This is a genomic window from Tautonia sp. JC769, from assembly GCF_040717455.1.
GTDB lineage: Bacteria > Planctomycetota > Planctomycetia > Isosphaerales > Isosphaeraceae > Tautonia.
Window position 1 is genome coordinate 126563 of sequence record NZ_JBFEFH010000004.1, and the last position, 25719, is coordinate 152281.

General features: G+C 68.3%; 17 protein-coding genes and 1 tRNA gene. 12 read left to right on the top strand and 6 right to left on the bottom strand.

Going from position 1 to position 25719, the window contains the following annotated elements; all coding sequences use genetic code 11:
- A complete protein-coding gene (locus tag AB1L88_RS05960) occupies positions 1 to 2925 on the bottom strand; it encodes an FG-GAP-like repeat-containing protein (protein WP_367095721.1) in 2925 nt (974 codons plus the stop codon).
- A gap of 395 nt (positions 2926 to 3320) precedes the next feature.
- Between AB1L88_RS05960 and AB1L88_RS05965 the strand changes: the two genes are divergently transcribed.
- The 7 genes from AB1L88_RS05965 (at position 3321) to AB1L88_RS05995 (ending at position 8387) form a co-directional block, all read left to right on the top strand.
- Positions 3321 to 4310 (top strand): DUF1559 domain-containing protein, encoded by a 990-nt coding sequence (locus tag AB1L88_RS05965; RefSeq protein ID WP_367095722.1) that lies wholly within the window; start codon positions 3321 to 3323, stop codon positions 4308 to 4310.
- A 173-nt stretch (positions 4311 to 4483) separates the two neighbouring features.
- Positions 4484 to 4921, top strand: coding sequence for a hypothetical protein (locus AB1L88_RS05970; RefSeq protein WP_367095723.1), 438 nt, complete (start codon positions 4484 to 4486; stop codon positions 4919 to 4921).
- Between the two features lie 72 nt (positions 4922 to 4993).
- Positions 4994 to 6832: a CRTAC1 family protein gene (locus AB1L88_RS05975; RefSeq protein ID WP_367095724.1), complete on the top strand. Its 1839-nt coding sequence runs from the start codon at positions 4994 to 4996 to the stop codon at positions 6830 to 6832.
- 465 nt (positions 6833 to 7297) lie between these two features.
- Entirely contained in the window at positions 7298 to 7498 is a 201-nt protein-coding gene (locus tag AB1L88_RS05980) for a hypothetical protein (RefSeq protein WP_367095725.1), read from the top strand.
- Between the two features lie 7 nt (positions 7499 to 7505).
- Complete coding sequence (locus AB1L88_RS05985) at positions 7506 to 7934, top strand: hypothetical protein (protein ID WP_367095726.1); 429 nt, start codon at positions 7506 to 7508, stop codon at positions 7932 to 7934.
- Between the two features lie 79 nt (positions 7935 to 8013).
- Positions 8014 to 8193, top strand: a complete 180-nt coding sequence (locus tag AB1L88_RS05990; protein ID WP_367095727.1) for a hypothetical protein — start codon at positions 8014 to 8016, stop codon at positions 8191 to 8193.
- On the top strand, positions 8190 to 8387 hold the full coding sequence (locus AB1L88_RS05995; protein ID WP_367095728.1) for a hypothetical protein: 198 nt from the start codon (positions 8190 to 8192) through the stop codon (positions 8385 to 8387). Before AB1L88_RS05990 ends, AB1L88_RS05995 begins: the two co-directional genes overlap by 4 nt.
- A 117-nt stretch (positions 8388 to 8504) precedes the next feature.
- Here the strand turns inward: AB1L88_RS05995 and AB1L88_RS06000 are convergent.
- Positions 8505 to 8577: transfer RNA gene (locus tag AB1L88_RS06000), tRNA-Ala, on the bottom strand.
- 313 nt (positions 8578 to 8890) lie between these two features.
- Between AB1L88_RS06000 and AB1L88_RS06005 the strand changes: the two genes are divergently transcribed.
- Positions 8891 to 9841: a glycosylase gene (locus AB1L88_RS06005; RefSeq protein ID WP_367095729.1), complete on the top strand. Its 951-nt coding sequence runs from the start codon at positions 8891 to 8893 to the stop codon at positions 9839 to 9841.
- 221 nt (positions 9842 to 10062) lie between these two features.
- On the opposite strand, the gene AB1L88_RS06010 is transcribed toward AB1L88_RS06005, so the two are convergent.
- Positions 10063 to 10497: a hypothetical protein gene (locus tag AB1L88_RS06010; protein ID WP_367095730.1), complete on the bottom strand. Its 435-nt coding sequence runs from the start codon at positions 10495 to 10497 to the stop codon at positions 10063 to 10065.
- Positions 10498 to 11241: 744 nt separating this feature from the next.
- Between AB1L88_RS06010 and AB1L88_RS06015 the strand changes: the two genes are divergently transcribed.
- The 4 genes from AB1L88_RS06015 (at position 11242) to hflX (ending at position 19277) form a co-directional block, all read left to right on the top strand.
- Positions 11242 to 13842 (top strand): hypothetical protein, encoded by a 2601-nt coding sequence (locus tag AB1L88_RS06015; protein WP_367095731.1) that lies wholly within the window; start codon positions 11242 to 11244, stop codon positions 13840 to 13842.
- Positions 13843 to 14025: 183 nt separating this feature from the next.
- Positions 14026 to 16491: a DUF255 domain-containing protein gene (locus AB1L88_RS06020; protein WP_367095732.1), complete on the top strand. Its 2466-nt coding sequence runs from the start codon at positions 14026 to 14028 to the stop codon at positions 16489 to 16491.
- Positions 16492 to 16612: 121 nt separating this feature from the next.
- Positions 16613 to 17560 carry a tRNA pseudouridine(55) synthase TruB gene (truB, locus tag AB1L88_RS06025; protein ID WP_367095733.1) on the top strand — a complete coding sequence of 316 codons (948 nt, stop codon included), beginning with the start codon at positions 16613 to 16615 and terminating at the stop codon, positions 17558 to 17560.
- 412 nt (positions 17561 to 17972) lie between these two features.
- Positions 17973 to 19277, top strand: coding sequence for a GTPase HflX (hflX, locus tag AB1L88_RS06030; RefSeq protein ID WP_367095734.1), 1305 nt, complete (start codon positions 17973 to 17975; stop codon positions 19275 to 19277).
- Positions 19278 to 19913: 636 nt separating this feature from the next.
- Here hflX and AB1L88_RS06035 read toward each other — a convergent pair.
- The 3 genes from AB1L88_RS06035 to AB1L88_RS06045 all read right to left on the bottom strand — a co-directional run bounded on the left by AB1L88_RS06035 (position 19914) and on the right by AB1L88_RS06045 (position 25619).
- On the bottom strand, positions 19914 to 21032 hold the full coding sequence (locus AB1L88_RS06035) for a hypothetical protein (RefSeq protein WP_367095735.1): 1119 nt from the start codon (positions 21030 to 21032) through the stop codon (positions 19914 to 19916).
- Between the two features lie 126 nt (positions 21033 to 21158).
- Positions 21159 to 22262, bottom strand: a complete 1104-nt coding sequence (locus AB1L88_RS06040) for a hypothetical protein (protein WP_367095736.1) — start codon at positions 22260 to 22262, stop codon at positions 21159 to 21161.
- 195 nt (positions 22263 to 22457) lie between these two features.
- Positions 22458 to 25619 carry a PDZ domain-containing protein gene (locus AB1L88_RS06045; RefSeq protein WP_367095737.1) on the bottom strand — a complete coding sequence of 1054 codons (3162 nt, stop codon included), beginning with the start codon at positions 25617 to 25619 and terminating at the stop codon, positions 22458 to 22460.
- Positions 25620 to 25719 lie beyond the last annotated feature (100 nt).

Below are 25719 nucleotides of genomic sequence, written 5' to 3' on the forward strand. Positions count from 1 at the left end.
TCACCTCGGATCAAATCCGGCGAGCGGGGAGGGGTTCGCGTCCCCTTCCTGGAGCAGATATCCGGTGTCGATCGCGAGTTCGCGAAAGCGGTCGACCTGGCCCGATGGCCAGGCGACCTCCACCGACACGGGCGACCCATCGGTTCCGAGTCCGAAATGCAGCCGAGGATCGTGCGACGACAGATAGCTCTGCCCCCCGAGCCTCCAGGCGACCTGGCGGTGAGTCCCCTGGACGACCTCGACCCGGGCGCCGGTGGCGTCTCGAGGCGAAACCGAACCCTCCAGGCGGAGGGTGAGGAAATGGTGTCCTTCGGGCCGGTTGCGGAAACAGGCGAGCGGGCCGTCCTGGGGGACCAGGATCAGGTCGAGCCATCCGTCGTTGTTCAGGTCACCGACCGCCAGGCCTCGGCCGACTCGGGGCATGGTCCAGGGGAGGCCCGCGCGCTCGGTCACCTCGGTCAATCGGCCGGACGGCCCCCCGAGCATCAGTTGCGTGGGCATGGCATAGGGATAGAGCGGTCGGGAGTCGTTGACCATCCCATTCGCCGAGACGAGATCGAGATGCCCGTCGTTGTTCACATCCAGGAACGCGACCCCGAATCCGAGCAGGTACCGAGTTGGGGCCATCCCGAACGCGGCCGAGGCGTCGACGAACGAACCACCACCCAGATTCCGATAGAGGGTCGTCCCCTCGCCGTAGAAATTGGTCACGGCCAGGTCGGGCCGCCCGTCCCCGTCGACATCGGCACAAGCGATCCCCATGCCTGCCTGGTAGCCTCCGTCGGCATTCGACGCCACCCCGGACAGCTCGCCGACCTCCTCGAACCGAAGTCCCCCGCGATTGATGAACAGGAAATTGCCCGTCATGTCATTGGCCACATAAAGGTCGAGCAGGTCGTCGCCATCGAGGTCGGCCGCCACCACCCCGAGGCCCCGGCCATCCCGCCCGACGATCCCGGCTTCAGCCGTCACATCGACAAACGTCCCCCCATCGTTCCGGTAGAGCCGATCGGGGACAGCCTCGAAGAGCAGCGGCTCGCAATAGGTCGGTTCGCCGGTCTCGTCATCGACGCATAAACGAGGATTCGACTCGTCCCACTTCAAGTAATGGCAGACATAGAGGTCGAGATCGCCGTCGCCATCGAGATCCGCCCAGGCCGCCGACGTGGGCCACTCGGCCGGCCCGTCGAGCCCGGTCGCCGCGGTGACATCCTCGAAGCGGCCGTCCCCCCGATTCCGCCAGAGCTCATAGGAGTCGTATCGGGTCACGAACAGGTCGGGGAATCCATCATTGTCGTAATCCCCGACCGCGACCCCATGCCCGTAGCCGCTCCCGGAACCGGGGAAGCCGGCGGCCGTCGTCACGTCCTCGAAGGTGCCATCCCCTCGGTTCCGGAAGAGCACGTCGCCGGCCCCGCCCGACGCGTCCCCCGGGGGGAAACCGCCCCCTTGCGGAAGATACACATCGATCCACCCGTCTCCGTCGTAGTCGATCAGCCCGACTCCCCCGGACATCGTCTCCGGGAGGTGACGATGCGGCGAATGACCGGCTTCGAACCGGAAATCGAGGCCGATCGCCGACGCCTCATCCGAGAAGGTCGGGATCAATCCGACACTCGAAGGCTGAGGGGATGACGATTCGTTTGCTCGTCCCGTTGCGACGAGATCGACCGCCATCGCCCCGGGGTTGCTGGCAATCCGCTCGTTCGCCCGCTCGCGAACGGCCGCGTCGACCCGTGCCAGCGCCTCCCGAGCGTCGAGGGCACCCGGCTCGCGCCGGATCACGGCCATCCACCAGGCGGTGGCTTCATCCCAACGGCCGAGCGTCTCGGCCAGCTCGGCCATCTTGCGAGCCAGGGGGGCCAACTCGTCGTCGCCGAGGTGGAAGCGTCTCCCGTACACATCGCGTGCCTGATCGAGCTCGGCCTTCCGCCGCCGCAGGTCGGCCGCCTGTTCGGCATCCCCCCCCTCGATCGCCAGCTCCGCCAGGCGATCGAGCGCCTCGGGATGGCCGGGCACCCAATCGATCAGGTTCGTCAACGCGGAACGCTCACGCGAATGATCACGCGATTGGGCCGCGAACCAGGCCTCAAGCTCCAGCAGCTCGGCCGGCTCGAATGCGTCCCCCGGGAGGTGCTCGAGCGCCCGCCGTGCCTCGCTCGGATCGCCGGAGGCCCGAGCCCAATCCAACCGGCCTCGCCAGGTGGGGACGTCCTCCGGGGAGGCCTCGAGACAGGCCTCCAGGAGACGCCCCGCCTCCTCCGTCCGGCCGCCCCTCAGCGAGAGATTCGCCAATCCGAGTCGGACGCGAGGATCCTCGGGGTGATCGCGCCGGGCCTCCTCGAACATCGCTCGGGTGCGTTCCAGCGGGACCGACTCGGCATCGAGCAACCAGAAGTCCCGCACTACCCGGAGGGGATCGGTGCCGTCGACCAGGGCCTCGCGGAGCAACGCACGGGCCTCGGAGCGGCGATCCTGGAAGCGGTAGATCCGGCCGAGCATCTCCCGAGCCTCGGCCTCGTGGAGACCCCGATGATCCCGAGCGTCCCGAAGCAACCGTTCCCCCCGATCGAAGGCTCCCCGCTCCAACGCGACGGCCGCCCTACGCGTCAGGGCCGGACCGGCATACGTCGAAGCGGGCGGGACCCGCTCCCACGCCGCCAGCGCGGCGTCGTAACGACCTTCCTGGAGTTCGCAGATCCCGAGGAGGTACGCCGCCTCCCCCTCGCCGACTCCCCGACCCGCCAACCGCCTGAGCCGATCCAGGGCCTCGCGACGCTCCCCCTGCTCAAGGTGCCGCTTCGCCGCGGCCAGCTCCCGACGGGCCGACGCTCCCCGCGCGAACCAGGTCACCCCCAGCGCGATGGGCACGAGCGCGAGGGCGACCCAGAGGAATCGTCTTGCATATGCAGATCTGCTCGGCATCGGCATCCCCCGGCGGCCACTCTCAATCTCGGGAATCCGTTGCGTAATTTATAAGCGAATTAAGCGAACCCAGGGAATAATTTCCTTGACTCGGGGGAAATAAACCCGTTTATTAGCCTTGGGGTCGAAAGTTCTATCAACATCTCTGAACGTATCGTCTCGGGGTTGAATGGCGCGTCCATCCAACCGAGCAGGTAAACCTGTCGGACCGGGTCTGCGTGGATCGTGCGCCCGCGACTCGGCCCGACCCCACAGTCGTGCCCCCATCCGACGGGGCAGATCACCGCCATTTCGAGTTGGGTCGGCGTGAGCCCGATCGATGACCCCATCCCACGTCGGCTCCCGAATCACGAGCGACCGAACGGACGAATTCGCTCCCCAAGGAGATCGATTTCATGCGACACTCCCCGATTCGAAGGCCCGGCTTCACCCTGATCGAGTTGCTGGTGGTCATCGCCATTATCGGCGTCCTGATCGCCTTGCTGCTGCCGGCCGTGCAGGCGGCGCGCGAGGCAGCCCGGCGTGCCCAATGCACCAATAATCTCAAGCAACTCGCCCTCGCCTCGCACAACTATCACGACACCAACGGCGCCTTCCCCGCGGGCAACTACTCGCCCGACTGGCTCGACCCCAACACCTTCCCCTCTCCGACCGACTGGCACGACCCGAGCAGCAATTGCTGCCCCTGGGGCAGCTACAGCTGGGCCGCCGCCATCCTCCCTTACGTCGAGGGGACGAACGTCTACAACGCGATTAACATCGCCCTCCCCGCATTCGCGTTCACCGTCCCCGAGGTCTCCGGCTGGGCGGGCCCCAGCAACGAGCGCGGTCCGGCCGGCAGCCCGGCCAACTCGACCGCCGCCGGGGCGATGCCCAATGCCTTCGTCTGCCCCTCGGTCGACCGGGTCCAGCCCGAGAGCCAGTTCAAGGACTACGCCATCAACGGCGGGACCGGCCTCTGCTGCCCCGAACGGACCCGGACCCAGGCCCAGCGCCAGTCCGTCGGCGACGGCATGGGCGCCATGAACATGTATGTCAAGATGTCCGAGATCCGCGACGGCACCAGCAACACCATCCTCTACACCGAGAAGGCCCACAACGGCAACCACGGCTGGGTCCCCTTGAATACCGGCAGCAACCAGTTCCTCTGGGTCCACCACGTCTCCCAGGGCTACGTGACCGCCGCCGAGCACAACGGCAACCCCTTCCCCCCGAACTCGACCTACCCGAATTCGCGGGGAGCCTTCGGCCGGCATCCGGGCGGCGTGATGGTCGCCTTCGTCGACGGGCACGTCGCCTTCCTCAAGGAACATGTGAACTTCCAAACATATCGAGCCCTGTTCACCCGGAGTGGCAACGAGGTGATCTCGGCAGACTCGTACTGATCTGCCGCGATTTGCCCGCCAGGCCGTCCACACCGAGCCTCGCGCGCCTTCTTAGACGCGAGAGGCTCGGACCGCATCCCTGATTCGTGCCCACGCCGGCAACCCCGACCGAAATCGGGAGTTGCCGCGCGTGGGCCCTTCCGACCTCCTCATCGATTCGGGTACTCCTGAACATGAACAATTGCACGTTCGCTCGATCTTCGTCTGCGATTGCGCTCCTCCTCGCCCCGCTCCTGCTGATCGGCTGCGGCGATCCCGATGCCCCGGAGATCGCACGGGTCACCGGGCAGGTGACGCGAGGCGGCAAGCCGGTCCCGAACCTCACCGTCAACTACATGCCGACCGACGGGCGGCCGAGCTGGGGCATCACCGACTCCCAGGGGAACTACGAGCTGGAGTACAACGCCGACTACAAGGGGGCCAAGGTCGGTCACCACAAGGTCTACGTCGTCTTCAATCCCACGAGCATCGATGGGTCGATCGGCGACGTCGAGGGGCTCACCACCGAGGATCGCCGGGCCATCCAGCAGAAGTACGGGAGCGAGCAGACGACCCCGCTCGAGGTCGACGTGACCGAGGATCGCCAGGTCATCGACCTGGAGCTCGACTGACCACGGCTCCGGCCTCGGCCCCGACCGGGAGAACGTCCCCTCGCTGACAGGACCCGCCCCGAGAGCGTGCCCATGCGGCCCCGAATCCTGCCTCGGTCACCGGCCCTCACCCCTCGCCGCGGGGACCTCGACCGCCGGGCGCTGGCAAGTCTCGCCGTGTCGCTCCTGCTCCTCGCCGCGGGCTGTCGCGAAGGCTCGACCTCGCTGGCCGGCCCCTCGTCCGAGTCGCCGCCACCGGCGCCGAGCCGCCCCGCCTCCGGGCCGTGGTTCGTCGATCGAGCCCCGGAATTCGGCCTCGACGTGGTGACGACCTGCGGGACCCCGGAGAAGCGGTCGATCCTCGACTCGCTCGGGGTGGGCGTGGCCCTCTTCGACATGGATCAGGACGGCGACCTGGACATCTTCGTGGCGTCCGGGAGCCGGGTCGTCGATGGCGAGGTCGTCTCGAGCGGCGGCCCGTGGCTGTTCCGGAACGACGGCCCGGGACGCTGGGTCGACGTCACCTCGCAATCGGGCCTGATCGCCCGGGGATGGGCGCAGGGGGTCGCCGTCGCCGACTACGACGCCGACGGCGACCTCGACCTCTTCGTCGCCCAGCACGGCCCCGACATCCTCTGGCAGAACCAGGGGAACGGCACGTTCCGCGACGTGACGATCGAGTCGGGCCTCGGCCACGACCCGTACTGGGGAGTCGCGGCCACCTGGGGCGACTTCGACGGCGACGGCTGGCCGGATCTCTACGTCACCAACTATGTCTCCGTCGATGCGGCCGACCCTCCCCCGCTCGTCGGCTATCGCGGCCGATCCGTCCCGGTCTTCGCCGGCCCGGAGTCGCTCCGCGGCGAGCCCGACGTCCTCTGGCGCAACCGAGGCGACGGCACCTTCGAGGACGTAACCGAGTCCGTCGGCCTGCTCAGCCCCGACGGCAAGGGCATGGGTGCCATCTTCGCCGACCTCGACCACGACGGCGACCTCGACCTCTTCGTGACCAACGACACCCAGCCCAACGAGTTCTTCCGCAACGACGGCGGCCACTTCCGCGAGGAAGGGCAGCTCGTCGGGCTGGCCGTCGGCGAGATGGGCCGGGCCGAGGGGAGCATGGGGGTCGACCTGGCCGACCTCGACGGCGACGGCTGGCTCGACCTCGCCTACAGCAACTTCCACAAGGAAGGGACCCGACTGCTGCTCAACCACGACGGGCAGATCTTCTCCGACATCTCCCGGCAGTCGTCCGACGCGATCACCACCATCCTCTACGTCGGCTGGGGCATCGTGCTCGCCGACTTCGACCACGACGGCCGCCCCGACCTCTTCCAGGCCAACGGCCACGTCTATCCCGTCGGGCCGACCGAGCGTTACGACCAGCCCCCCATCCTCCTGCGCAACGCCGGCGGGCTACGCTTCGAGGACAGGACCGTTGCGTGGGGCCTCAACCTGGACGAACTCCGCTCCGGTCGCTCCCTCGCCGTGGGCGACCTCGACCTCGACGGCGACCTCGACCTCGTCATGACCACGATCGACGGCCCGCTCCGCGTCCTGATCAACGAGGCTCAGCACCTCGGCCCCTCGGTCACGCTCCGGCTCGTCGGTTCCCCTCCGAACCTCGGCGCCATCGGCGCCATCGCCGAGCTTCGCGCCGGCGAGACCACCTCGGTCGCCACCGTCCGCCACGGCGGCAGCTTCATGGCCGCCTCCGACACCGCCCTCCACTTCGGCCTCGGCCCCGCCGACTCGATCACGTCCCTGCTCATCCGCTGGCCCGACGGCACCACCTCCACCTATCCCGGCGAATCCCTCCCCCTCAACTCCCTCATCACCCTGTCGCAGGACGACCCCCGACCCGTCGTCCGCCCCTACACCCCCCGGTCAGCCTCGACCCCTTCAACGAGCGCCCCCCGCCCCTCTCATTGAGCGTCCGCGCCCTCACCATGCCTCACCCGACGGCTTGGCCGTTTTCGGGTGGCAACACGATTTGTGATGGTCGCTGGCCGCCCTCACGACGCAACCCAACGACCATTGCTCTCCATTCACCACCGGACTTCACCGTCCGGGAACAACACGCTCGAAACAACCCGATCGAGCAGTGGAGCGGAAGGGGATCGAACCCTCAACCTCAGCATTGCGAACGAAAAGCTCTCGAATGCCTCAAGTCGTATCTCCACAATGGTTTATAGTGATTCTGGGGCGACAATCCGATTCCGGCGTTTCTCGCGATTTCCCTTGTTTTTCGGTGTTTTCGCATAGTTTTGGTGCCGTGGCACTGAAACTCGGGAGTTACCCCATCTACGCCAATAAGAGAAGACCTTGGTAGAATACCCAGTCGCTTAGACGGGCGGCGTGCCAACCTCCGGTGGCCCGACCTACAGGAGTGATCGAATGGACCAAGAGTATCGCGAACGGTTGGAGAGTCGGTTAAGAGAGTTGAAGGAACAGCATCCCCGCGCACAAGCCGCTTACGACAGAGAATTCGACAAGGATTACGATACCAGACATCTTCGGGAAGCGCGAGATTGGCTGAACGGCATTGAGACTGAAATCGCAAGCATTGAGGAACAACTGAAACCCGCATCAGGATGATAAGAGCATGACTGAGGATGAACGATGGGATTACTTGGTGCAGTTGGATGATGAGTTGCTGCTCGGCGGGGTGATCCTTTCAGAATGGTGCTCTTTCATCACAAAGGAAGCGGATACTGCGTTTGCGAAGGGCGCGAACCTCGCCGCCCTACTCACGGCGGTGGCTGCCATCGAGACGCACCTGCGGGCCGAGTCCGGGCAGAGAGCGAAGGCACGCTTGGTTGATCTGATTGATGGGGCAGACATCGAAGCCGACCTCCGGCCCGATCTGCACCGCCTCCGCCTCTATCGGAATCGCTGGGTGCATATCGACGACCCGTGGGACGATGCCGATATTCTGGCAAGCCCGGAAACGCATGAGCAAGAGCTTGCGAGCATGGCCGAGTTCGCCATGAGGGCGATGCGTCGGGTGCTCTATAGCAGTCCTTGGGTGTAAATAGTGCTTGCGCGCTATTGCAATTTGCAATAACCTCCATCCGCACGGGCGATGATGCCTGGTTAACGAAGGAGTACTTATGGAGATCACCAAAGAAGAGTATTATCGTCGCTTGAAATGCGCTGAGCTAAAGCTCGACATGCTTGAGGCCGGTGGAGTGGACAATTGGGATTGGTACGGGGATTCCCTCAATCCCGATGGCGAACAGAGCTATTCCGATTTGAGAGATGAACTGAAGGCGGAAATCCTCGGAGGATGAACCCCGCCGAACTGCGGGCCGTCTGCGACTCGCTCAACGACGAGCGAGGCACGGGCGGGCAATCGAAGCTCGCCCGCCTCCTCGACTGGCACCATAGCACCGTCTGGCGTAAGCTCAACGGCCTGTCCCCGATCACCCAGTCCGATGAACTGGCGATCAGGCAGGCCGTCGTTTCACTGCCACCGGAAGTCTAGGCCGGGCTGGGGTTTAGAAGCTAAATCAACCCCATTTCAGTGCCACCGAAGCAGCAATCTTTTAATTCTTTAGTGGGATTTGTTGCCGCAACTGTTTGTGCTGCAATGAGTTAAGAGTGGAGCGGAAGGGGATCGAACCCTCAACCTCAGCATTGCGAACGCTGCGCTCTCCCAATTGAGCTACCGCCCCTTGAGCAAGAGGACTGTACCGCATTCCGGCCTCAGGCTCAAGAGTCGACCGCCCGGGGAGGCTCAGGATCAGGGGCCGGGTGACGGATCTCAACGGTTGCGAAGGGGAGGGCAGGGGGGTAGGGTGTCGGCCCTGGGGATCGAAAGCGGAGAGAGGTCCCGGTTCCAACGAGCCGATACCGAATCGCCCGGGTGCCTTCCGTCGGTGCCCGCCGTCGGGCGCGAAAGGTTCGTCCACGGCACCCGAAGGGACGAGGGTCGAGGCGATCGGGTCCGAGAGGACGACCCCGAACGACACCGAAGAGGGATCAGGCATGAGTCGCGTCTTCCGATGGGCAGTGCTGGCCGGGGTATTGGTGCTGGGGGGCGGCTGGGCGTCGGCGCAGGAGGCGCAAGTCGAGGCGCAGGGGTTCCCGGGCTGGCTCGTTGACTGGGAGCCGGTCGAGGTCAACCCGGTGTTCGAAGGGGCAGGGGGGGAGGCCTGGGACGCGAAGATCAGGGAACGGGGATGGATCAGGAGGGAGGACGACGGCCTGTATCGCCTCTGGTACACCGGCTACAACGAGGATCGATCCCCGAACCGGTTCCTCGGCCATGCCACGTCGCCCGACGGCATGACCTGGACCCGAGACCCTCGGAACCCGATCAACACCGAGCACTGGATCGAGGACATGTTCGTCCTCCGCCAGGGCGACCTGTATTACATGTTCGCCGAGGGCAAAGACGATGTCGCCCACCTGCTGGTCTCTCGCGACGGGATCGATTGGACGCGACAGGGGCCGCTCGACGTCCGCCTGACCGACGGCGAGCCGATCCCCCCGGGCCCGTACGGCACGCCCACGGTCCTCGTCAAGGACGGGATCTGGCACCTCTTCTACGAGCGAGGGGATCAGGGGGTCTGGCTCGCCAAGTCAACCGATCTGCGCGTCTGGACCAACGTGCAGGACGATCCGGTCATCCCCCTCGGCCCCGAGCCCTACGATCAGACCGCCGTCGCCCTGAACCAGATCATCGAGGTCGACGGCGTCTACTACGGCATCTACCACGCCAACGCCCATCGACCCTGGCGCGACTGGACCACCTGCCTCGCGCGGTCGACCGACCTGATCCACTGGGAGAAATTCGCCGGCAACCCGATCATCGCCGACAATCGATCGAGCGGCATCTTCGTCGAGGAACCTGACGGGTGGGTCCTCTACACCATGCACCCCGACGTCAGGCGCTTTCAGTCCGCCGGGTCGCGTGAGGAAGCGGATCGTCCCTGAATCGGCCGCACAGCCGCGGGGGCGGAAGATCGTCACCGGATTCTCCTGTTCGGTGTGGCCTATCCCCGGGATTCCCGGGGAGGGCGAGCCCGGCGGCTCGGGTCACCGATCCGAGGCCTCCGTGCCCCGGACCGATCGCCCCTCATCCCTTCCTTGAGGAACATGAACATCCAGTCGGCCCGCCTCGGGTCCTTCCGAGGGCGGTCAACGACGGCAGCCGATCACCAGCCGTAACCGGGGTGTCGGCCATAACCGGGGAACCGGCCGTGGCCGCCCCGTCCCGGGAACCCGACGTGACCGGGGACGCCGTAACCGGTCCGGTATTCCCGGTAGACCGATTTGCCATAGCCGTAGCCGTAACCGGGGACCCCGCACACGGGAGGGACCGGCGGCGGGCAGAACCGGGGCGGGCGCACGTGGCCGCAGGCCGACTTGCACCCGAGGTGGCAACCGCCCGGCGCCACGTGCGAGGTCCGGCCGATCCCCACATTCACGCTGATCCCGCCGAAGCCGCCGCCCGGCCCGATCCCGAACCCCGGCCGGTGGCCGAAGCCGGGGCCGAACTGCGCCGCCGCGGGGGTCGGCGACCCCAGCACGACCAGCCCGCCGGCCACCAGGGCGCCCACGAGGCTCAGGGTCTTCAGATTCAATCGCATCGGAGTGTCCTCACTCAAGGGGTTGAACTGCATCGGGATCGTCGGGCCGAGGGGCGTTCCTCCGCCCCGCGCCGTCCCGTCTCGGTCGAGCCCGGGGCGGCCGAAGCTCCTCGGCTCGATTCCATCCCACTCGTGCCGCTCGGGTGGTGGTGACGCGTCTCCAAACGGTTTCGAGGCGTTCGATTCGCGTCCCCGATCCTCGCCCGATTTGGCGGCGTCGGTCTGATCGCACCGGCTATGCCAGTGCCCATCCCCGGCAAGGCTTCATCTCCGTAAAGCCTTTTCCGGGAAAGAGGTTATCGAGAAATCCTGCAAATCGAACGGCGCGTGATCCCGAGGGAATCCCCGCCAAGCTCCTGGCGAGCCGTGACCTTTCTGTCGCCCCCGGGGGTCGAGGAGGCGGCCCCCCCGGGCCGGCTGAAGCAGGAGATGATTCAACGCCGGGGCAACGGTCCATTCCGAGCAAACTGGGGTTCCCCGCCCCCCGGGCTTCTGGTATCAACCGACCCGCGGGGCATCACGCGCCGCGACGGGGGGCGGCCCGATCGGACGGGTCCGCCGAGTCGGCGCCGGGAGCGTCCCGGGCCGATCGAGACCCGTCTCGTCCGTCGATCGACGGAGCCTTCGGATCGGGACGACTCCCAGGGAGTGGGAGGCGAAACCATGGCCCGGTGGTGGCCGACCCGCTCGGAGAACGGTGACCAGCCCGTTCGAGCACAGTTCCCAAGGATGGGGAGCGCAGGCATGCCCCTGCGGATGTCGATTGCCGCGGTGATCTCGCTCGGGCTGACCGTTGGCGTGCATTTCGTCACCGGCCAGGCCGCCCAGCAACCGCCCGAGGTCGCCAGGACGCCGCCCCCCGAGTCGTCGTCGACCCGGGACGATGCGCAGCCCGAACCGCCTCGCGTGGCCAGCCCCGCCTCGATGGCCGGGGCGGACGACCCCGCGACGGGCCGGGTCCCGCCCCCCCGCGTCGCCGACCCCGGAACGGCCCTCGCCGGCGACGGGCTGCCGCAACTGCCCGGCAGCGAGGACATCGGGCCTCCCGCGGTCGCCTCCCCCCGATCGCTCGACCTGCCCGCCGGCGTCGGCATCGACGGCCTGACTCCCCCTCCCGTGGCCGATCCCGATGCGATCGACCCCGACCGGGAGTCGCCCCCCGACCTCCCGAACCTCGCCGACGCGATGCCCTTCGGCCCCGGCGACGCCCCCGACCTGCCCGAGGCCCAGCCGCCGGTCGAGCACGAGCTGCCCCTCGACACCCCGATCGTCCCGGCCACCGTCCAGTTCGAGGATCTGCCGACGATCGAGGCCGACACCGCCCTGCCTGCAACCGAGGCCGCCCAGGTCGAGGATGTCTTCGCCCCCGGGCCGCCTCCGGCCGACCCGGGCATCGAATTCGACCAACCGGATCCCCCCGAAGACGCCCTGCCTGACCCCGAGGTCGGCGAGCCCCCCGCCGGCGACGACCCGTTCGCGCCGACCGACCTCGGCGGAGCGCCGGCCTTCGAGGCCCCCGACGACCCCCCGGCCGACCTCGGCCCCCCCGACGACGACCCGTTCTTCGCCGGGACGATGACCGCTCCCGAGGCCCAGGGACCGCCCGAGACACCCGCCGAGGCCCCCGTCTTCGACCCGCCGACGCCGAGGGAGGCCGAGGCCCTGCCGAACCCGGACCCGGCCCCGTCTCCCCCCCCGGCTCCCGCCGGCAACGGCGGCGGGTCGTTGATCGGCCGCGCCCCGGCCGATCCCCCGCCGTTCTCGTCGACCGAGCCGCCGGCCGACCCCTCGATCCGGACGTCCGCCGCCCCCCGAGACGACCTCGGCGCGATGGCGCAGAGCCTGGGCGACCGCTTCTCCGAGGGCCCCCGCGAGATCGGCCTGAACCTCGACGTGGCCATGCCGCAGACGTCGAACATCAACCTGCCGATGAAGGCCGTCATCACCCTCCGCAACGACGGCCGCGACGACGCCTTCGACGTGGTCGTCCGCCTCCCCTTGCCCGACGGCCTCGAATTCATCGAATCGTCCCCCCAGCCCGACGAGCAGGCCGAGGACGGCCGGATGCTCATCTGGAGCTGGTCCTCCCTCGGCCCGAGCGACACCCGGTCGATCGACCTGACCGTCAAGCCCCTGAAGGCCGTGCCCATGGACATCGTCCCCCGGGTCACGTCGGTCATGGCCGCCAAGTCGCGCACGACCGTCCAGGAGCCGAGGCTCAAGATCGACCTCGTCGGCCCGAACGACGACCAGGTCAAAGGGTCGGAGATCGACTTCAGCGTCACCGTGCGGAACAACGGCACCGGGCCGGCTCGGCAGGTCAACCTGATCGCCACCCTCACCGGCGGCCTCAAGGGGTACGACCACAACGGCCAGCTCTCCGACGCCCCCCGCTTCGAGCAGATGATCGGCGACCTCGCCCCCGGCGAGGTCTTCGGGCCGGTCGTCCTCACGGTCCTCGCCGACAGCAAGGGGATGCAGAACTGCACGATCGAGGCCCTCAGCCCCGACGTCGTCCCCGCCACCCCGGTCAGCGCCAAGCCGGTCAACATCGTCGTCCCCGAACTGGTCCTCGACGTCGTCGGCCCCGAGAGCCGCCCCGTCGGCTCCGTCGCCGAGTACACCGTGACCATCACCAATCAGGGCACCCGCTACGCCTCCGACGTGGCCGTCGCCCTCTTCGCCCCCGAGAGCGGCGTGCCCGACGTCCCGAAAGACGCCAAGTATCGCCAGGACCCCGACAAACGCCTGCACAGCATCTACTGGCGCATCCCCCGGCTCGACAAGGGGGAATCGCGCGAGTTCCGCGTCCCCATCCGGCTCGACCGCATCGCCCTCTACACCGTCGAGGCCGCCGCCCACTGCGAAGGCTTCCGCGAGGGGCGAGACACCCGGCGCTCCCAGAAGACGACCGAGGTCATGGGCATCCCCGACGTCAAGATCATGGACGTCACCCGCAAGGACACCGTGATCGACGCCGGCGACTCCACCGAGTTCGAGATCCGGATCAAGAACATCGGCTCGAAGGAGGCCACCAACGTCTTCGTCGACTTCTACACCAATGAATGGCTCTCCGTCGAGCGGACCGACCCGCCCAACGCCAGGACGAGCGACGAGAACCCTTATCATCACGGGTTTGATCCCCCCATCGACCGCCTCGCCCCCGGGGCCGACCGCACCTTCATCGTCACCGTGAAGGCCCAGAAAGCCGGCCCGGCCATCGCGAACTTCGACGTCCATGTCTTCTGGGAGGGCCTGCCCGAGACCGCCGCCGTCCGCGTCAACAATCACGTCCGGATCGCCGAGGGCCAGGTCGCCCGCTCCGAGTCCAACGCCCCGAAGTGATCGCCCGCCAATCCCCCCGATCGACACGCCGGTCCCTCTGGCCCGGCGTGTCGCTTCATGCGCGAATCGGCAACTCCCCTCTCTCTCCCCTCGCCGATCTCATTACAATGGCTTCTCTCGACGAAACGCCCGGTCGGCCGCCCGCCGGGCCATCGCCGCGCGATCCCACCGAGCGAGGCCACCATGCGATCGTCCTTCCCCCCCCCCCCATCCCTTCCCGGTCGTGACGCCTCCCGAGCCGTCTCTCCCGCGATCGCCTCCCTCCTCCTGCTCCTCGCGTCCGGCCCCCTCCGGGCCGACGACGGCCCCAATCGCCTCGCCGGCGAATCGAGCCCCTACCTGCTCCAGCACGCCGAGAATCCGGTCCGCTGGTTCCCCTGGGGCCCCGCGGCCTTCGAGGCCGCCCGGCAGCAGGACAGGCCCATCTTCCTCTCGATCGGCTATCGCTCCTGCTACTGGTGCCACGTGATGGAGCGCGAATGCTTCGAGGACGAGGCGATCGCCGAACTCATGAATGAGCACTTCATCTGCATCAAGGTCGACCGAGAGGAACGCCCCGACGTCGACCAGATCTACATGACGGCCCTCCTCGGGATCACCGGCGGCAGCGGCGGCTGGCCCCTCTCCATGTTCCTCATGCCCGACGGCCGCCCCTTCTACGGCGGCACCTATTTCCCCCCCCAGCCGCGCGACGGCCTGCCCAGCTTCCCCCAGGTCCTCGACGCCATCCACGAGGCCTGGACCGACCGCCGCGACGAGGTCGAGCAGGACGCCACCCAGCTCACCGCCTACGTCCGCCGCCTCTCCGACGTCGGCCCGGCCATCGAGGACGTCCCGCTCACCCGGGAGCTCACCGAACAGGGCCTCAATGCCCTCGCCCGCCGCTTCGACCCCCAGTACGGCGGCTTCGGGTTCGACCCCGAGCAGCCGAAGCGCCCGAAGTTCCCCGAGCCGGCCAACCTCGTCTTCCTGATCGACCAGGCCCGCCGCGGCCGAGCCCCCGCCGGCTCCCTCCCCAATCCGAAAGAGATGGTCCTGACCACGCTCGACCGCATCGGCCGGGGGGGCATCCGCGACCACCTCGCCGGCGGCTACCACCGCTACAGCACCGATCGCTCCTGGACCGTCCCCCACTTCGAGAAGATGCTCTACGACAACGCCCAGCTCGCCTCCGTCTTGCTCGAAACCTATGAGCTGACCGACGACCCCCGCTGGGCCGACGAGGCCCGCGCCACCCTCGACTTCGTCGCCGAGGCCATGACCCTGCCCGACGGCGGCTTCGCCTCCTCCCTCGACGCGGAAACAGAAGGGGAAGAAGGTGCCTTTTACGTCTGGACACCTGAAGGCGTGAAAATCGCCCTGAACGATGATCAAACCGCCTTCGATCTCTTCGCCCGCGCCTACGGCCTGAACGGCGAACCGAACTTCGAGGGCGACCGCTTCGTCCTCCTCCGGCCCGACACCCCCGGCGACCTCGCCGTCGCCCTCGGCCTCGCCCCCGAGCAGGTCGAGGACGCCCTCGCCCCGCTCCGGGCGAAACTCCTCGACGCCCGCAACCGCCGCGAGGCCCCCTTCCTCGACGACACCGCCCTGACCGCCTGGAACGGCCTGATGCTCGCCGCCTTCGCCGACGGCGCCCGCGTGCTCGACGACCCCCGCTATCTCGAGAGTGCCAACCGCGCCGCCGACTTCCTCCTCGATGCCCTGCGAGACGACGACGGCAACCTCCTCCGCTCCTTCCGCAATGGCTCCAGCCGCCTGCCGGGTTATCTCGAAGACTACGCCTTCCTCATCCACGGCCTCCTGCGCCTTCATGCCGCGACCGACGACCCCGAACGCCTCGACCAGGCCCGCGACCTGGCCGACCGCATGATCGCCTCCTTCGCCGACGCCCGCCGCGGCGGCTTCTTCTTCACGGCCGACGACCACGAGAGCCTCGTCGCCCGCGTCAAGGACCCGTACGACGGCGCCCTCCCCGGCCCGAACGCCGTGGCGATCCGCGACCTCCTCGCCCTCGCCCGCCTCACCGGCGACCCGATCTACCGCGACACCGCCCGCGACGCCCTCGACGCCTTCGCCCCGTCGATGGGCCGATCGCCCGCCTCGGCGCCGCTGTTGCTCGTCGCCGTCGATGAGCTGCTCGACCTGGAGGACGCCGCCCCCGCCGCGGCCGCCGACGCCCCGTTCACCCCCGGCCGCCTCCGGCTCCCGACCGATCCCACCGCCCCGGCGGCCGATCGCCCGGCGGTCGTCTCCGCCGATGCCACCGTGCCCGACGAGCCCATCCGCCCCGGCAAGCCGTTCGAACTCCGGATCACCCTGACCATCGACCAGAAGTACCACCTGAACGCCAATCCCGCCGGTGCCCCCAACCTCGTGCCGACCCTCATCAGCCTGCCCGACGACTCCCCCGCCACGCTGATCGACGTGACCTACCCCCCCGGGGAGCCGCTCACCCTCGCCGGCCAGGACGCCCCCATCTCCGTCTACTCGGGCACCATCACCCCCGTCGTCCGCATCACCATCCCCGATGACTCCGAGGCCGACACCGTCGATCTCACCCTCTCGATCCGCTACCAGGCCTGTGACGATCGTTCTTGCCTCGCCCCCGCGTCAATCTCCCTCCCGGTCACGCTCAAACTCAAGTAATCAGAGCGTCCGACCAACTCCCATGCTCGCATTCTCACATCGACATCCAATCGGGTAGTGTCGTTTGCCTGCCCGATCGGACGTCGATTTCTCCACCATCTGCCCCGTGCTGGAGCCCTCCGTGCCTCGCTCCGACGTTCCGCTCTCCGGATTCCTCAACCTCGACAAGCCCACCGGCCTGACCTCGCGTGACGTGGTCAACCGGGTCCTCCGCGCCTTCGGCAAGCCGAAGCCGAAGGTCGGCCACGCCGGCACGCTCGACCCCCTGGCCTCCGGCGTCCTGGTCGTCGCCGTCGGGCCCGCGACCCGCTTGATCGAGCAGGTCCAGCGCCAGCCCAAGACCTACCTCGCCACCATCCTCCTCGGGGCGACCAGCGACACCCTCGACGCCGACGGCACCATCACCCCGACCCTCGATCCCCCCATCCCCTCCGAATCCCAGGTCTGCGACGCGCTGGCCTCCCAGGTCGGCACCATCGACCAGCTCCCCCCCGCCTACTCGGCCCTCCGCGTCGAGGGGAAGCGGGCCTATGACCTCGCCCGCGAAGGCAAGGCCGTCGAACTCGCCTCCCGTCCCGTCCGGATCGATCGCATCGAATTGATCCGCCTCGACTGGCCCCACCTGGAGATCTCGGTCGATTGCGGCGCCGGGACTTACATCCGCTCCATCGCCCGCGACCTCGGCGACGCCCTCGGCTGCGGCGGCCTCATCGCCACCCTCCGCCGGACCCGCATCGGCCCCTTCTCCGTCGACGACGCCATCCCTCCCGATCCCGACCTCATCACGCTCGACTCCATCGCCGATCGCCTCCTCCCCCCGCTCGCCGCCCTTGCCGATCGCCCTCAGCTCCTCCTCACCCCCGAGCAATCCGCCGCCATCTGCCGCGGCCAGGCCATCCCCGCACCCGCCGACGGCCTCCCCTCACTGAGCGACACCGGCCCCATCGCATTGCGCTCTCCCGACGGTTCCCTGCTTGCCCTCGCGGAACTCGATCCCTCCTCCCACACCCTCCACCCCCGCCGCGTCTTCGCCCCTCCCGTCCCCCCTCGATCCTCCGAATTGACCTGACGCGATACGCCCCTGTGTCCCATGTCGTGAGCAACGATCTCACGGCAGCCCAACTCCGACCCTCGCCCCCTGTGGGGGAGAGGGTGGCCGCAGGCCGGGTGAGGGGGGCTCTGCCAGGTCATCCAGATCCGCCCCCCGGATCCGCTCGATTCCGCACTCTCTCGCGTCGCTCCCCGCACGAATTCACTGAACATTTCCCTGCCTTCGGACGAACTTGGAGAAGACCCGTTGTGTCAATCTCGTGGCGGGGCACTCATGGCTCGTTGACGGCACCTCGCACGCCGCCCTAGAATCGGCGGGCAGGGGAGTTGCCGGTCGGCACGCATCCGCTCATGGGGCTCCCCGACGGCGTGAGACGGCGCGTCCCGTCTCACCGTATCCTCTCCACTCCCCATCGAGGGTTGAAGCCGCCTTGACTGAACTGAAGAGCACCGATCGGAAGGATCTCCGCGAACGGGCCATCCTTGTGGGCGTCCTGCTGCCCGACGGGCAGTACAACCCCGAGGACCCCCTCGACGAGATCCGTGGGCTGGCCCAGACGGCGGGCCTGGTCGTCGTCGGTTCCCTCCTCCAGAAGCGGCAGCAGGTCGACATCGCCACCGTCATCGGCACGGGCAAGGTCGACGAACTCAAGGGGCTTTGCGAGGCCCAGGAGACCGACCTCGTGGTCATCGACCACGACATCGGGCCCGCCCAGGGTCGCAACCTGGAAAAAGCCCTCGGTGTGAAGGTCATCGACCGCACCGAGGTCATCCTCGACATCTTCGCCACTCACGCCCGCACCAACGAGTCGCGCCTGCAGGTCGAGCTGGCCCAGCTCGAATACTCCCTGCCGCGCCTCAAGCGGATGTGGACCCACCTCTCCCGCTACAAGGGGGGGATCGGTGTCCGAGGCCCTGGCGAGAAGCAGCTCGAGACCGACCGCCGGCTCGTCGAGGGGCGCATCCAGGACCTGAAAGCCAAGCTCTCGAAGATCCAGGCCCGCAAGGAACGCGAGGTCGCCGCACGCGACGCCGTGCCCACCGTCTCGCTCGTCGGCTACACCAACGCCGGTAAGAGCACGCTCATGAACGCCCTGACCGGCGCCGGCGTGCTGGTCGAGGACAAGCTCTTCGCCACGCTCGACACCCGGACCCGTCGCTGGAACTTCGCCGGCGGCGGCCAGGTCCTGCTGTCCGACACCGTCGGCTTCATCCGGGACCTGCCCCACTCCCTCGTCGCCTCCTTCAAGGCCACCTTGGAAGAGGCCCGCCAGGCCGACCTCCTGCTGCACGTCGTCGACGCCTCCAGCCCCGAGGCCGAGGCCCAGATCAATGCGGTCAACGCCGTGCTCGACGAGATCGGCCTGCGAGAGCATCCCACGATCCTCGTCCTGAACAAGGCCGATCGCGTCCCCGATCGCTCGTTCCTCGACGTGCTCCGCGCCCACCACGACGACTCGATCATCGTCAGCGCCGCCTCGGGCGACGGCCTCGACCGCCTGGAACAGGCCGTCCGCGAGGCCCTCAACGAAAACGCCCTCGACGCCCGGATCGAGACCACCGTCGGCGACGGCCGCGTGCTCTCGTACCTGGCGCAGCACGCCCTGATCCGCCACCGCGAGTACTCCGACGACGACCGCGTCACGCTCGACTGCCGCCTCCCCCGCCGCTGCCTCGGCTACCTCGCCGAACAGGGCGTGGATGTGAGCATCAACGATCAAGGCATCTACGTCTGATCGCTGATCCTCATCGATCGAGCACTCCCTTTCATCGTCCCACAACCCCGGCCCGGCCCGTGACCGATCCCACACCTCGGACACGGGCCGGGTTCTTTTTTTCGTCGGTGGCTGACCCGGGAACAGGCTCTGTTGCACTCTGCCCAATGCGTGGCCTTCCAGCCTCGGCGCGAACCCAACCGCCGACCCACCCCTCCAAGCATGCCCGACCCGCTCATCGGTTCCCGGATCATCCCCAAAAAACCTGCAATTCAGCCCTCCCAATCCTGATGATAATGAGGACGGCCCGGTCTCGCCGCGTCCTCGATTCCCCCCGCCACGAAGGCCCTTCGTCCCCGATCCCCCTTTGCGGCGTGACCGGGAGCGCTCCTGACGGAACGAACCCATTTCGACCCGGCCGATTTCCCGACTCAAACGACACAACTTCCTACAAAATCACTCGTTACGAAATCCCTCATGCCCGGCCAATCCGCGCCAGCAGAAGCGCTCCCGGTCCTGTCCAGGACCGTGTCGCACCGCTCAACCCCCGGACGCAGGCCGGGCGACGGCCCTCGATCACCGGGCCGGATCGGGCCGGGGCACATCGCGATCCCGGGGGCCGCGATCGGGCGCGAGCCGCATGCCATCCCTCGGCGATCAGGGCGTCACTGCGAAGGGGACGGTCACCGTACGCGCCTCAACCCGAGGCTCGACCCGATCGAACACATCGACCTCGAACGGCCGGCCGATGCCGTTGCCGGCCAGGTCTTCCAGGTCGGTGTCGGCCACCAGGCGATAACCCCCGGCGTGCCAGGGTGCCTCCGGCGTGAAGCTCCAGCGCGTCTCCGCCTCGCCCACCTCGGCCCGGCCGGCGAGCAACCTCCCGTTTTCATCGGAGACGGACAGCAGGCGACCGAGCAACGCATGGTCGAGCGGCTCGGGCAGTCGGACGACCAGGGGCGATCGCGTCCCGGCCTCGGGCGTCTCAATCGTCCAGTCCGACGGCTCGGGCGGGACCTCATCGGCGGGGGTCGCTTCAAAGCGCTTGCGGAACGGTCCCGCCAGGGGACGACCGTCGGCATCCGGCCAGTCCGACCCGATCCGGAGCGTGTAGCGTCGCCCCGATTCCAGAACCGGCCCCAGCTCCTCCCGAGGGACGAGCCCCTGCTTGATCCGCCCCGGGTCGATGAGCAGGGTCAACCGGGTCCCCGAGGGATCCCAGAGTTCCTCATCCAGCTCCAGGAAGGGGAACGGGACCGGATCGCCGTCGGGCCCCGTCAGCTCCAGATGGTGATAGACCTCTCCCCGACTCATCGGCGCCGAGAATTGGACGTAGAAGCGGAGCAGATTCTCCGGCAGCCGGTCCCCGGACGGGTAGACGGCGACGATCCGGGTGGCCTCGGCCGAGGCGTCCGGATCGGGGCGCGTCAGATCCGCCTCGATCGGCCCTGCCTCCGGGTCGCCTCCGGGCAGCAGACCGGGCCGGAAGGTCGCCCGGTAGGTCGTCCCCGGCCTGATCGCGTAGCGGGGCTCGAACCGGAGTCGCCCCGACTCCACACGGAGGCGGCCGAGCATCGGGCGATCCGCACCCATCACCGCGACCGAGAAGAGCGACCCGGGCCGCAGGTCGTCATCCTCCAGGAGTTCCAACGCAGGCGCCTCAAGCCCGACGACCTCGAACGCCCCGTCCTCGGCCAGTCGGATCGACGGCCCCTCGGTCCCGACCGGGCCCGGGAGCCCGGCGACGCCCAACAGCAACGGGAGCCAGCAGGTCATGATCGTCCTCAACGGTCGAGGGCTAAGGATGGAGCCTGGCCGGTCGAGCAATTGGCGAGCAGGGTCCCGAGGCCCGGGCAACGGCCCCCGGGCCTCGGGACGAGAAGCAGGCGCTTGCCCCGCGAATCAGGGCAGCTCGATCGTCTGCAGGTCCTGGGCGCCGCTGTCGTCCTGGACGAGGATCAGGGCGTGGCCGTCGTCGAGCCGATCGAGCTGGACGACGCCGTTGAGCTGGCCGAGGGTCTCGTAATCGAGGCCCGCGGTGTCCTCGATCCGGGTGGTGATCCCCTCGATCGAGGTGGCCGGGCCGGCGTCGAGCTTCATCACCCCCCGGGCCGAGTTGGCGATCAGGAGCAGGTCGCGCCCGTCCTTCTGGTACGAGACCATGTCGAGCGGGGTGTTCCGGTTGCCCAGCTCGGCAATCGTGGTCCCCTTCACGTGGGCGCCGGCCTGGAGCTCCTGCATCGGGATCTTCACCAGAGGCGTGCAGGTATAGGCGGCCATCAGGTACGGCTCGCCCTGGAGCTGCGTGGCGATGAAGGTCCGGATCGGCGACCGGGTCTCGAACCGCCCGTGGGCGCCGTGGTAGATCTCCAGGCTGGCCGACTCGGCCTCGGCCTGGAACGGCACGGGAATGGCCATCAGGCGCGAGGAGAACTCCTCGTTCGACAGGCCGGCGACGAACAGGCGGCCGTCGGCGAAGACCAGGTCGGTGATCGACTGGCTGCGGAGGCTCCGGCCGCGCTCCTCGGCGTTCGGGTCGGGCGGGTTCGGCAGCATGGCCTTGGCGAAGGGGACGTCCGAGAGGTCCATGACCTCGACCACCCCCGACGGCTCGACCCGGACGATGGCCGGCTCGGCGTCCGGCCCTCGGCCCCTCGAGACCGAGAGGTAGGCCTTGCCCGAGGCGGGATTGACGGCCAGGTCGTTGATGAGGATCTCGCGGCTCTCGGTCCCGAGCTCGGCGGCGATCCGCTCGTTGATCTTGGCGGCCTCGATCGCACCCTCGCAGGCGCATTCGGTGTCGTCCGTGGCGATGGCGAAGACGGCCGCGCCGGCCGAGTCGCCGACGAACAGGACCCCATCCGGGCCGAAGGCCAGGGCCCCGGCCGACTTCAGGTCGGGCGTCCCCCTGTCCATGCCGGCGGTCAAGGTCTGGGCGTTCGCGGAAGTGGCCACCAGGGCCCCGACAGCCAGGCTCGCCAGGGCGGTGCGCATCGTCTGCGTCATGAGAAGACCCCTCTTTGGTTCGACGTCTCGGGTGTCGATCGACGCGGGCGGAGTGGAGACTCCCCCTCGGGGAAGTCGAGCGCCATCTTGGTCCCGACCGTCCCGAGAAATCAACCGGCAACCCGACAATCGGCCGCCTCCCGGGCGGCCCGGGGGCGGTCACCGATGCAGTGGGCCGGCCGATCGGCCGGCCGGTCAGTCGAAGTCCACCGCCTCGTTCCTGGCCCCTTTCGGTTCTTCCTCCTCGTTGATCGGTTGCCAGTCGGCGTCGGCCACGATGGCTTCCGAGACGGGCAAGGTCGGGTCCCGATCGACCCGGATCGTCTGCCGGAAGGTCGCGCCGTCGACCTCAAGGATGATGCCGTAAGTCCCGGGAGGGACCGGAGTTCCCCTCGCCGGACGGCCCAGGGAACGCCTCCGCCCCCCGTCCTCCCTGCGGGTCAGGTCCCAGACGACCCGGTGCAGGCCCGGTTGCCGGGAGGTCCTGAGGGTTTGCAGGGCCTGACCCGCCGCGTCGACCACCGTCAGGGAGACCTCCTCGGCCTCCTCGGTCATCGAGTAGTAGAGCACGCCCCCGTCCGTCGGGTTCTCGCCGTAGAACTTCCGGTTGGTCCCACCTCGGATCGGCTCCCGCTTCCATCGGACCGCGGGCAGGGGGCGGTAGAGGTGGGCCTTCGCCTCGCGGACCTCCTCGGTCATCTCGCGGAGCGGAGACACGTCGAGCACCCAGAGGCTCCGGCCGTGCGTGGCGGCGACGATCTCCCCGGCGGTCGGATGGACGGCGATCTCGTGGATCGCCACGGTCGGCAGGTTGCTGTTGAGCGACTGCCACGACCCGCCGCGATCGACCGAGAACCAGAGGGCGAACTCGGTCCCGCAGTAGAGCAGGTCGGGGTTCGTCACGTCCTCCCGGAGGCATCGGGTCGAGCCTCGGGGGAGGTCGGCGGCGATCGCGTCCCAGGTCTGGCCGTAGTCCTCGGTGACGAACAGGTAGGGGTTGTCGTCGTCGTTGCGGTGGGCATCGACGGCGACGTAGCAGCGTCCGGCCTCGAATCGGGACGGCTCGATCGAGCTGATGCCCCTCGGGCCGGGCAGCCCGAGCGCCTCGGTCACGTCGGCCCACCCGGACCCACCGTCGCGGGTCGCCCAGAGCTTGCCGTCGTCGGTCCCGACGTAGAGCACGTCGCGATCGACGGGAGACTCCCCCAGGGCCGTGGCGCTGCCGCGGTCGGTCCGGGTGACCTCGGGGGAGATGATCCGCAGGTCGTCCCCGCGGTCGAGCGACTTCAAGACGTAATTGCCCGCCGCGTAGTAGATCTTCGGGTTGTGGTTCGAGAGGAGGAACGGGGTGTTCCAGTTCCACCGGTAGCGGACCCCCTCGACCCGAGGCGGCCGGATGCTGCCGCGCTCCCCGGTGCGGAGGTCCACCCGCTGGAGGGCGCCGTACTGGCTGGTGTAGTAGATCAGGTCGGGGTCGTCGGGGTCGACGCGGCACCGGAAGCCGTCGCCGCCGCCGACCCGGAGCCAGTCTTCATCGGTCGGCCCCTGGCCGTTCCGGGTGGCGACCGGGCCTCCCCAGGTGCCGTTGTCCTGGAGGCCGCCGTACGCCGAATAGAATCGCCTGGTGTCGACCGCGACGTGGTAGAACTGGCCGAGGGCCAGGTGATTCAGGTGGTCCCAGTGCTCGCAGCGGTCATACGAGACATAGGTCCCGCCGTCGGTGCCGAGGATGAGATGGCGGCCGTCTCGGGGGTCGATCCACAAGGCGTGGTGGTCGGCGTGGACACCCTGGCCCCCGTCGGCGGTGAAGGTCTTGCCCCCGTCTTCCGATCGGTGCAGGGCGATACCAAGCACGTAAATCCGTTTCTCGTCCGAGGGATCGACGCGGATCTTGCTGAAGTACATCGGCCGGGGGTTCAGGCTGTTGATCCGGGTCCAGGTCTCGCCGCCGTCGGTCGACCTGTAGACGCCGCCGGTCTCGAACCCCTCGTCCCCCTGCTCGTCCTGCTTGTTCTCCTGCTGGCCGCCGAGCGACGACGCGAAGGGGAGTCGCGGGCCTTGCTGGGTCGGCCGCGCGGCAAAGGTCAGCTCGAAGGTCTTCTCCTCGTCGCCCCGCCGGGCGTCGACGGAGACGGTCTCGCCGGCGAATTTCGACCGGAGCACGTCGATGAGATCCTGATACCGCTCGACCTTCGTGCCGTCGATCCGGGTGATGACGTCGCCGGATTCCAGGCCGGCCCGGGCGGCGGGGCCATCCGGGGTGATGGCGGTCAGGCCGGCGCCGATCGCCGAGTCCTCCCCCTGGATGCCCATCAGGGCCGGCTGCTTGCCTTCCGGGATCCGGGGCCCCTCGCCGATGCGTTCCGACTCGACGATGGCGAAGACGACCTCCGGATTCGACCGGGAGTAGTTCAGCCCGATGCGGCCGAGCTTGCAGGTCGGCAGGCCCTCGGTGATCCGCGTGAACGATCGGCCGCCGTCGGTGGTCTTGTAGATGCCGGCCTTCTCGCCGTACTTGACGGCCGGGTCGCCGACGTCGAACTCGTCGCGACGACGCTCGTAGGCGGCCACGAGCAGGGTGTCCGGGTCGTTCGGGTGCATGACGGCGTCGATGACCCCGGTGTCCTCGTCCAGGTCGAGGATCTTGTCCCAGGTCGCGCCGCCGTCGGTCGTCTTGAACAGCCCGCGCTGCTCGTTCGGCCCGTAGAGCCGACCGAGGGCCCCGACGTAGACCGTCTGCGGGTCCTCCGGGTGGATCACGATCCGGCCGATCTGGAACGACTCGGCCAGCCCCATGTTGGCCCAGGTCGTGCCGCCGTCGGTCGACCTGTAGACGCCGTCGCCGTAGGAGACCGAGTTCCTCGGGTTCTGCTCCCCGGTGCCGACCCAGACGATGTTCGGGTCCGAGGGGGCCACGGCGACGTCACCGATCGAGACGCTCGCCTCGCGGTCGAACAGGTGGGCGAAGGTGATGCCGTTGTTCGTCGTCTTGAGCAACCCTCCCGAGGCCGTGGCGACGAAGAAGGTGCTGGGGTCGGACTCGACGACCGCCAGGGCGATGATCCGCCCCCCCATGTTGGCCGGGCCGATCGCCCGCCACCGGAGGCGATCGACCCAGTCGGGGTCGACCGCCGGGGCCCGCGGTCCGGGGTCGGGAGGCTCGGCCTCCTCGTCCTTGATCGCCTCGAGTTCCCGGGTGAGTTCCTCGATCTGCTCCTGGAGTTCCGAGACGCGATCGCGAGGCTTGGCGTCATCCTGGCCGGAAACCGTTGTCAAGGTGAGGGTTGCAACGAACAAAGCGGCCAACACGGTCGATTGCCAACGCACGAAGTTCACCACGGCGGCATTCCGATTCATCGAAGAAATCCTCAGGAGCCGATCTCAAGGGATGACGGCGGCGAGTCCAGGGCGAGGGGCGGGCCTGATTTGCGCAATCGCTCAGGCTTTTCCATCTTAG

Bases quoted from the DNA above. Each gene is read 5' to 3' on its own strand.
- AB1L88_RS05960 (WP_367095721.1), bottom strand. From the start codon at position 2,925: ATGCCGAGCAGATCTGCATATGCAAGACGATTCCTCTGGGTCGCCCTC.
- AB1L88_RS05965 (WP_367095722.1), top strand. From the start codon at position 3,321: ATGCGACACTCCCCGATTCGAAGGCCCGGCTTCACCCTGATCGAGTTG.
- AB1L88_RS05970 (WP_367095723.1), top strand. From the start codon at position 4,484: ATGAACAATTGCACGTTCGCTCGATCTTCGTCTGCGATTGCGCTCCTC.
- AB1L88_RS05975 (WP_367095724.1), top strand. From the start codon at position 4,994: ATGCGGCCCCGAATCCTGCCTCGGTCACCGGCCCTCACCCCTCGCCGC.
- AB1L88_RS05980 (WP_367095725.1), top strand. From the start codon at position 7,298: ATGGACCAAGAGTATCGCGAACGGTTGGAGAGTCGGTTAAGAGAGTTG.
- AB1L88_RS05985 (WP_367095726.1), top strand. From the start codon at position 7,506: ATGACTGAGGATGAACGATGGGATTACTTGGTGCAGTTGGATGATGAG.
- AB1L88_RS05990 (WP_367095727.1), top strand. From the start codon at position 8,014: ATGGAGATCACCAAAGAAGAGTATTATCGTCGCTTGAAATGCGCTGAG.
- AB1L88_RS05995 (WP_367095728.1), top strand. From the start codon at position 8,190: ATGAACCCCGCCGAACTGCGGGCCGTCTGCGACTCGCTCAACGACGAG.
- AB1L88_RS06005 (WP_367095729.1), top strand. From the start codon at position 8,891: ATGAGTCGCGTCTTCCGATGGGCAGTGCTGGCCGGGGTATTGGTGCTG.
- AB1L88_RS06010 (WP_367095730.1), bottom strand. From the start codon at position 10,497: ATGCGATTGAATCTGAAGACCCTGAGCCTCGTGGGCGCCCTGGTGGCC.
- AB1L88_RS06015 (WP_367095731.1), top strand. From the start codon at position 11,242: ATGCCCCTGCGGATGTCGATTGCCGCGGTGATCTCGCTCGGGCTGACC.
- AB1L88_RS06020 (WP_367095732.1), top strand. From the start codon at position 14,026: ATGCGATCGTCCTTCCCCCCCCCCCCATCCCTTCCCGGTCGTGACGCC.
- AB1L88_RS06035 (WP_367095735.1), bottom strand. From the start codon at position 21,032: ATGACCTGCTGGCTCCCGTTGCTGTTGGGCGTCGCCGGGCTCCCGGGC.
- AB1L88_RS06040 (WP_367095736.1), bottom strand. From the start codon at position 22,262: ATGACGCAGACGATGCGCACCGCCCTGGCGAGCCTGGCTGTCGGGGCC.
- AB1L88_RS06045 (WP_367095737.1), bottom strand. From the start codon at position 25,619: ATGAATCGGAATGCCGCCGTGGTGAACTTCGTGCGTTGGCAATCGACC.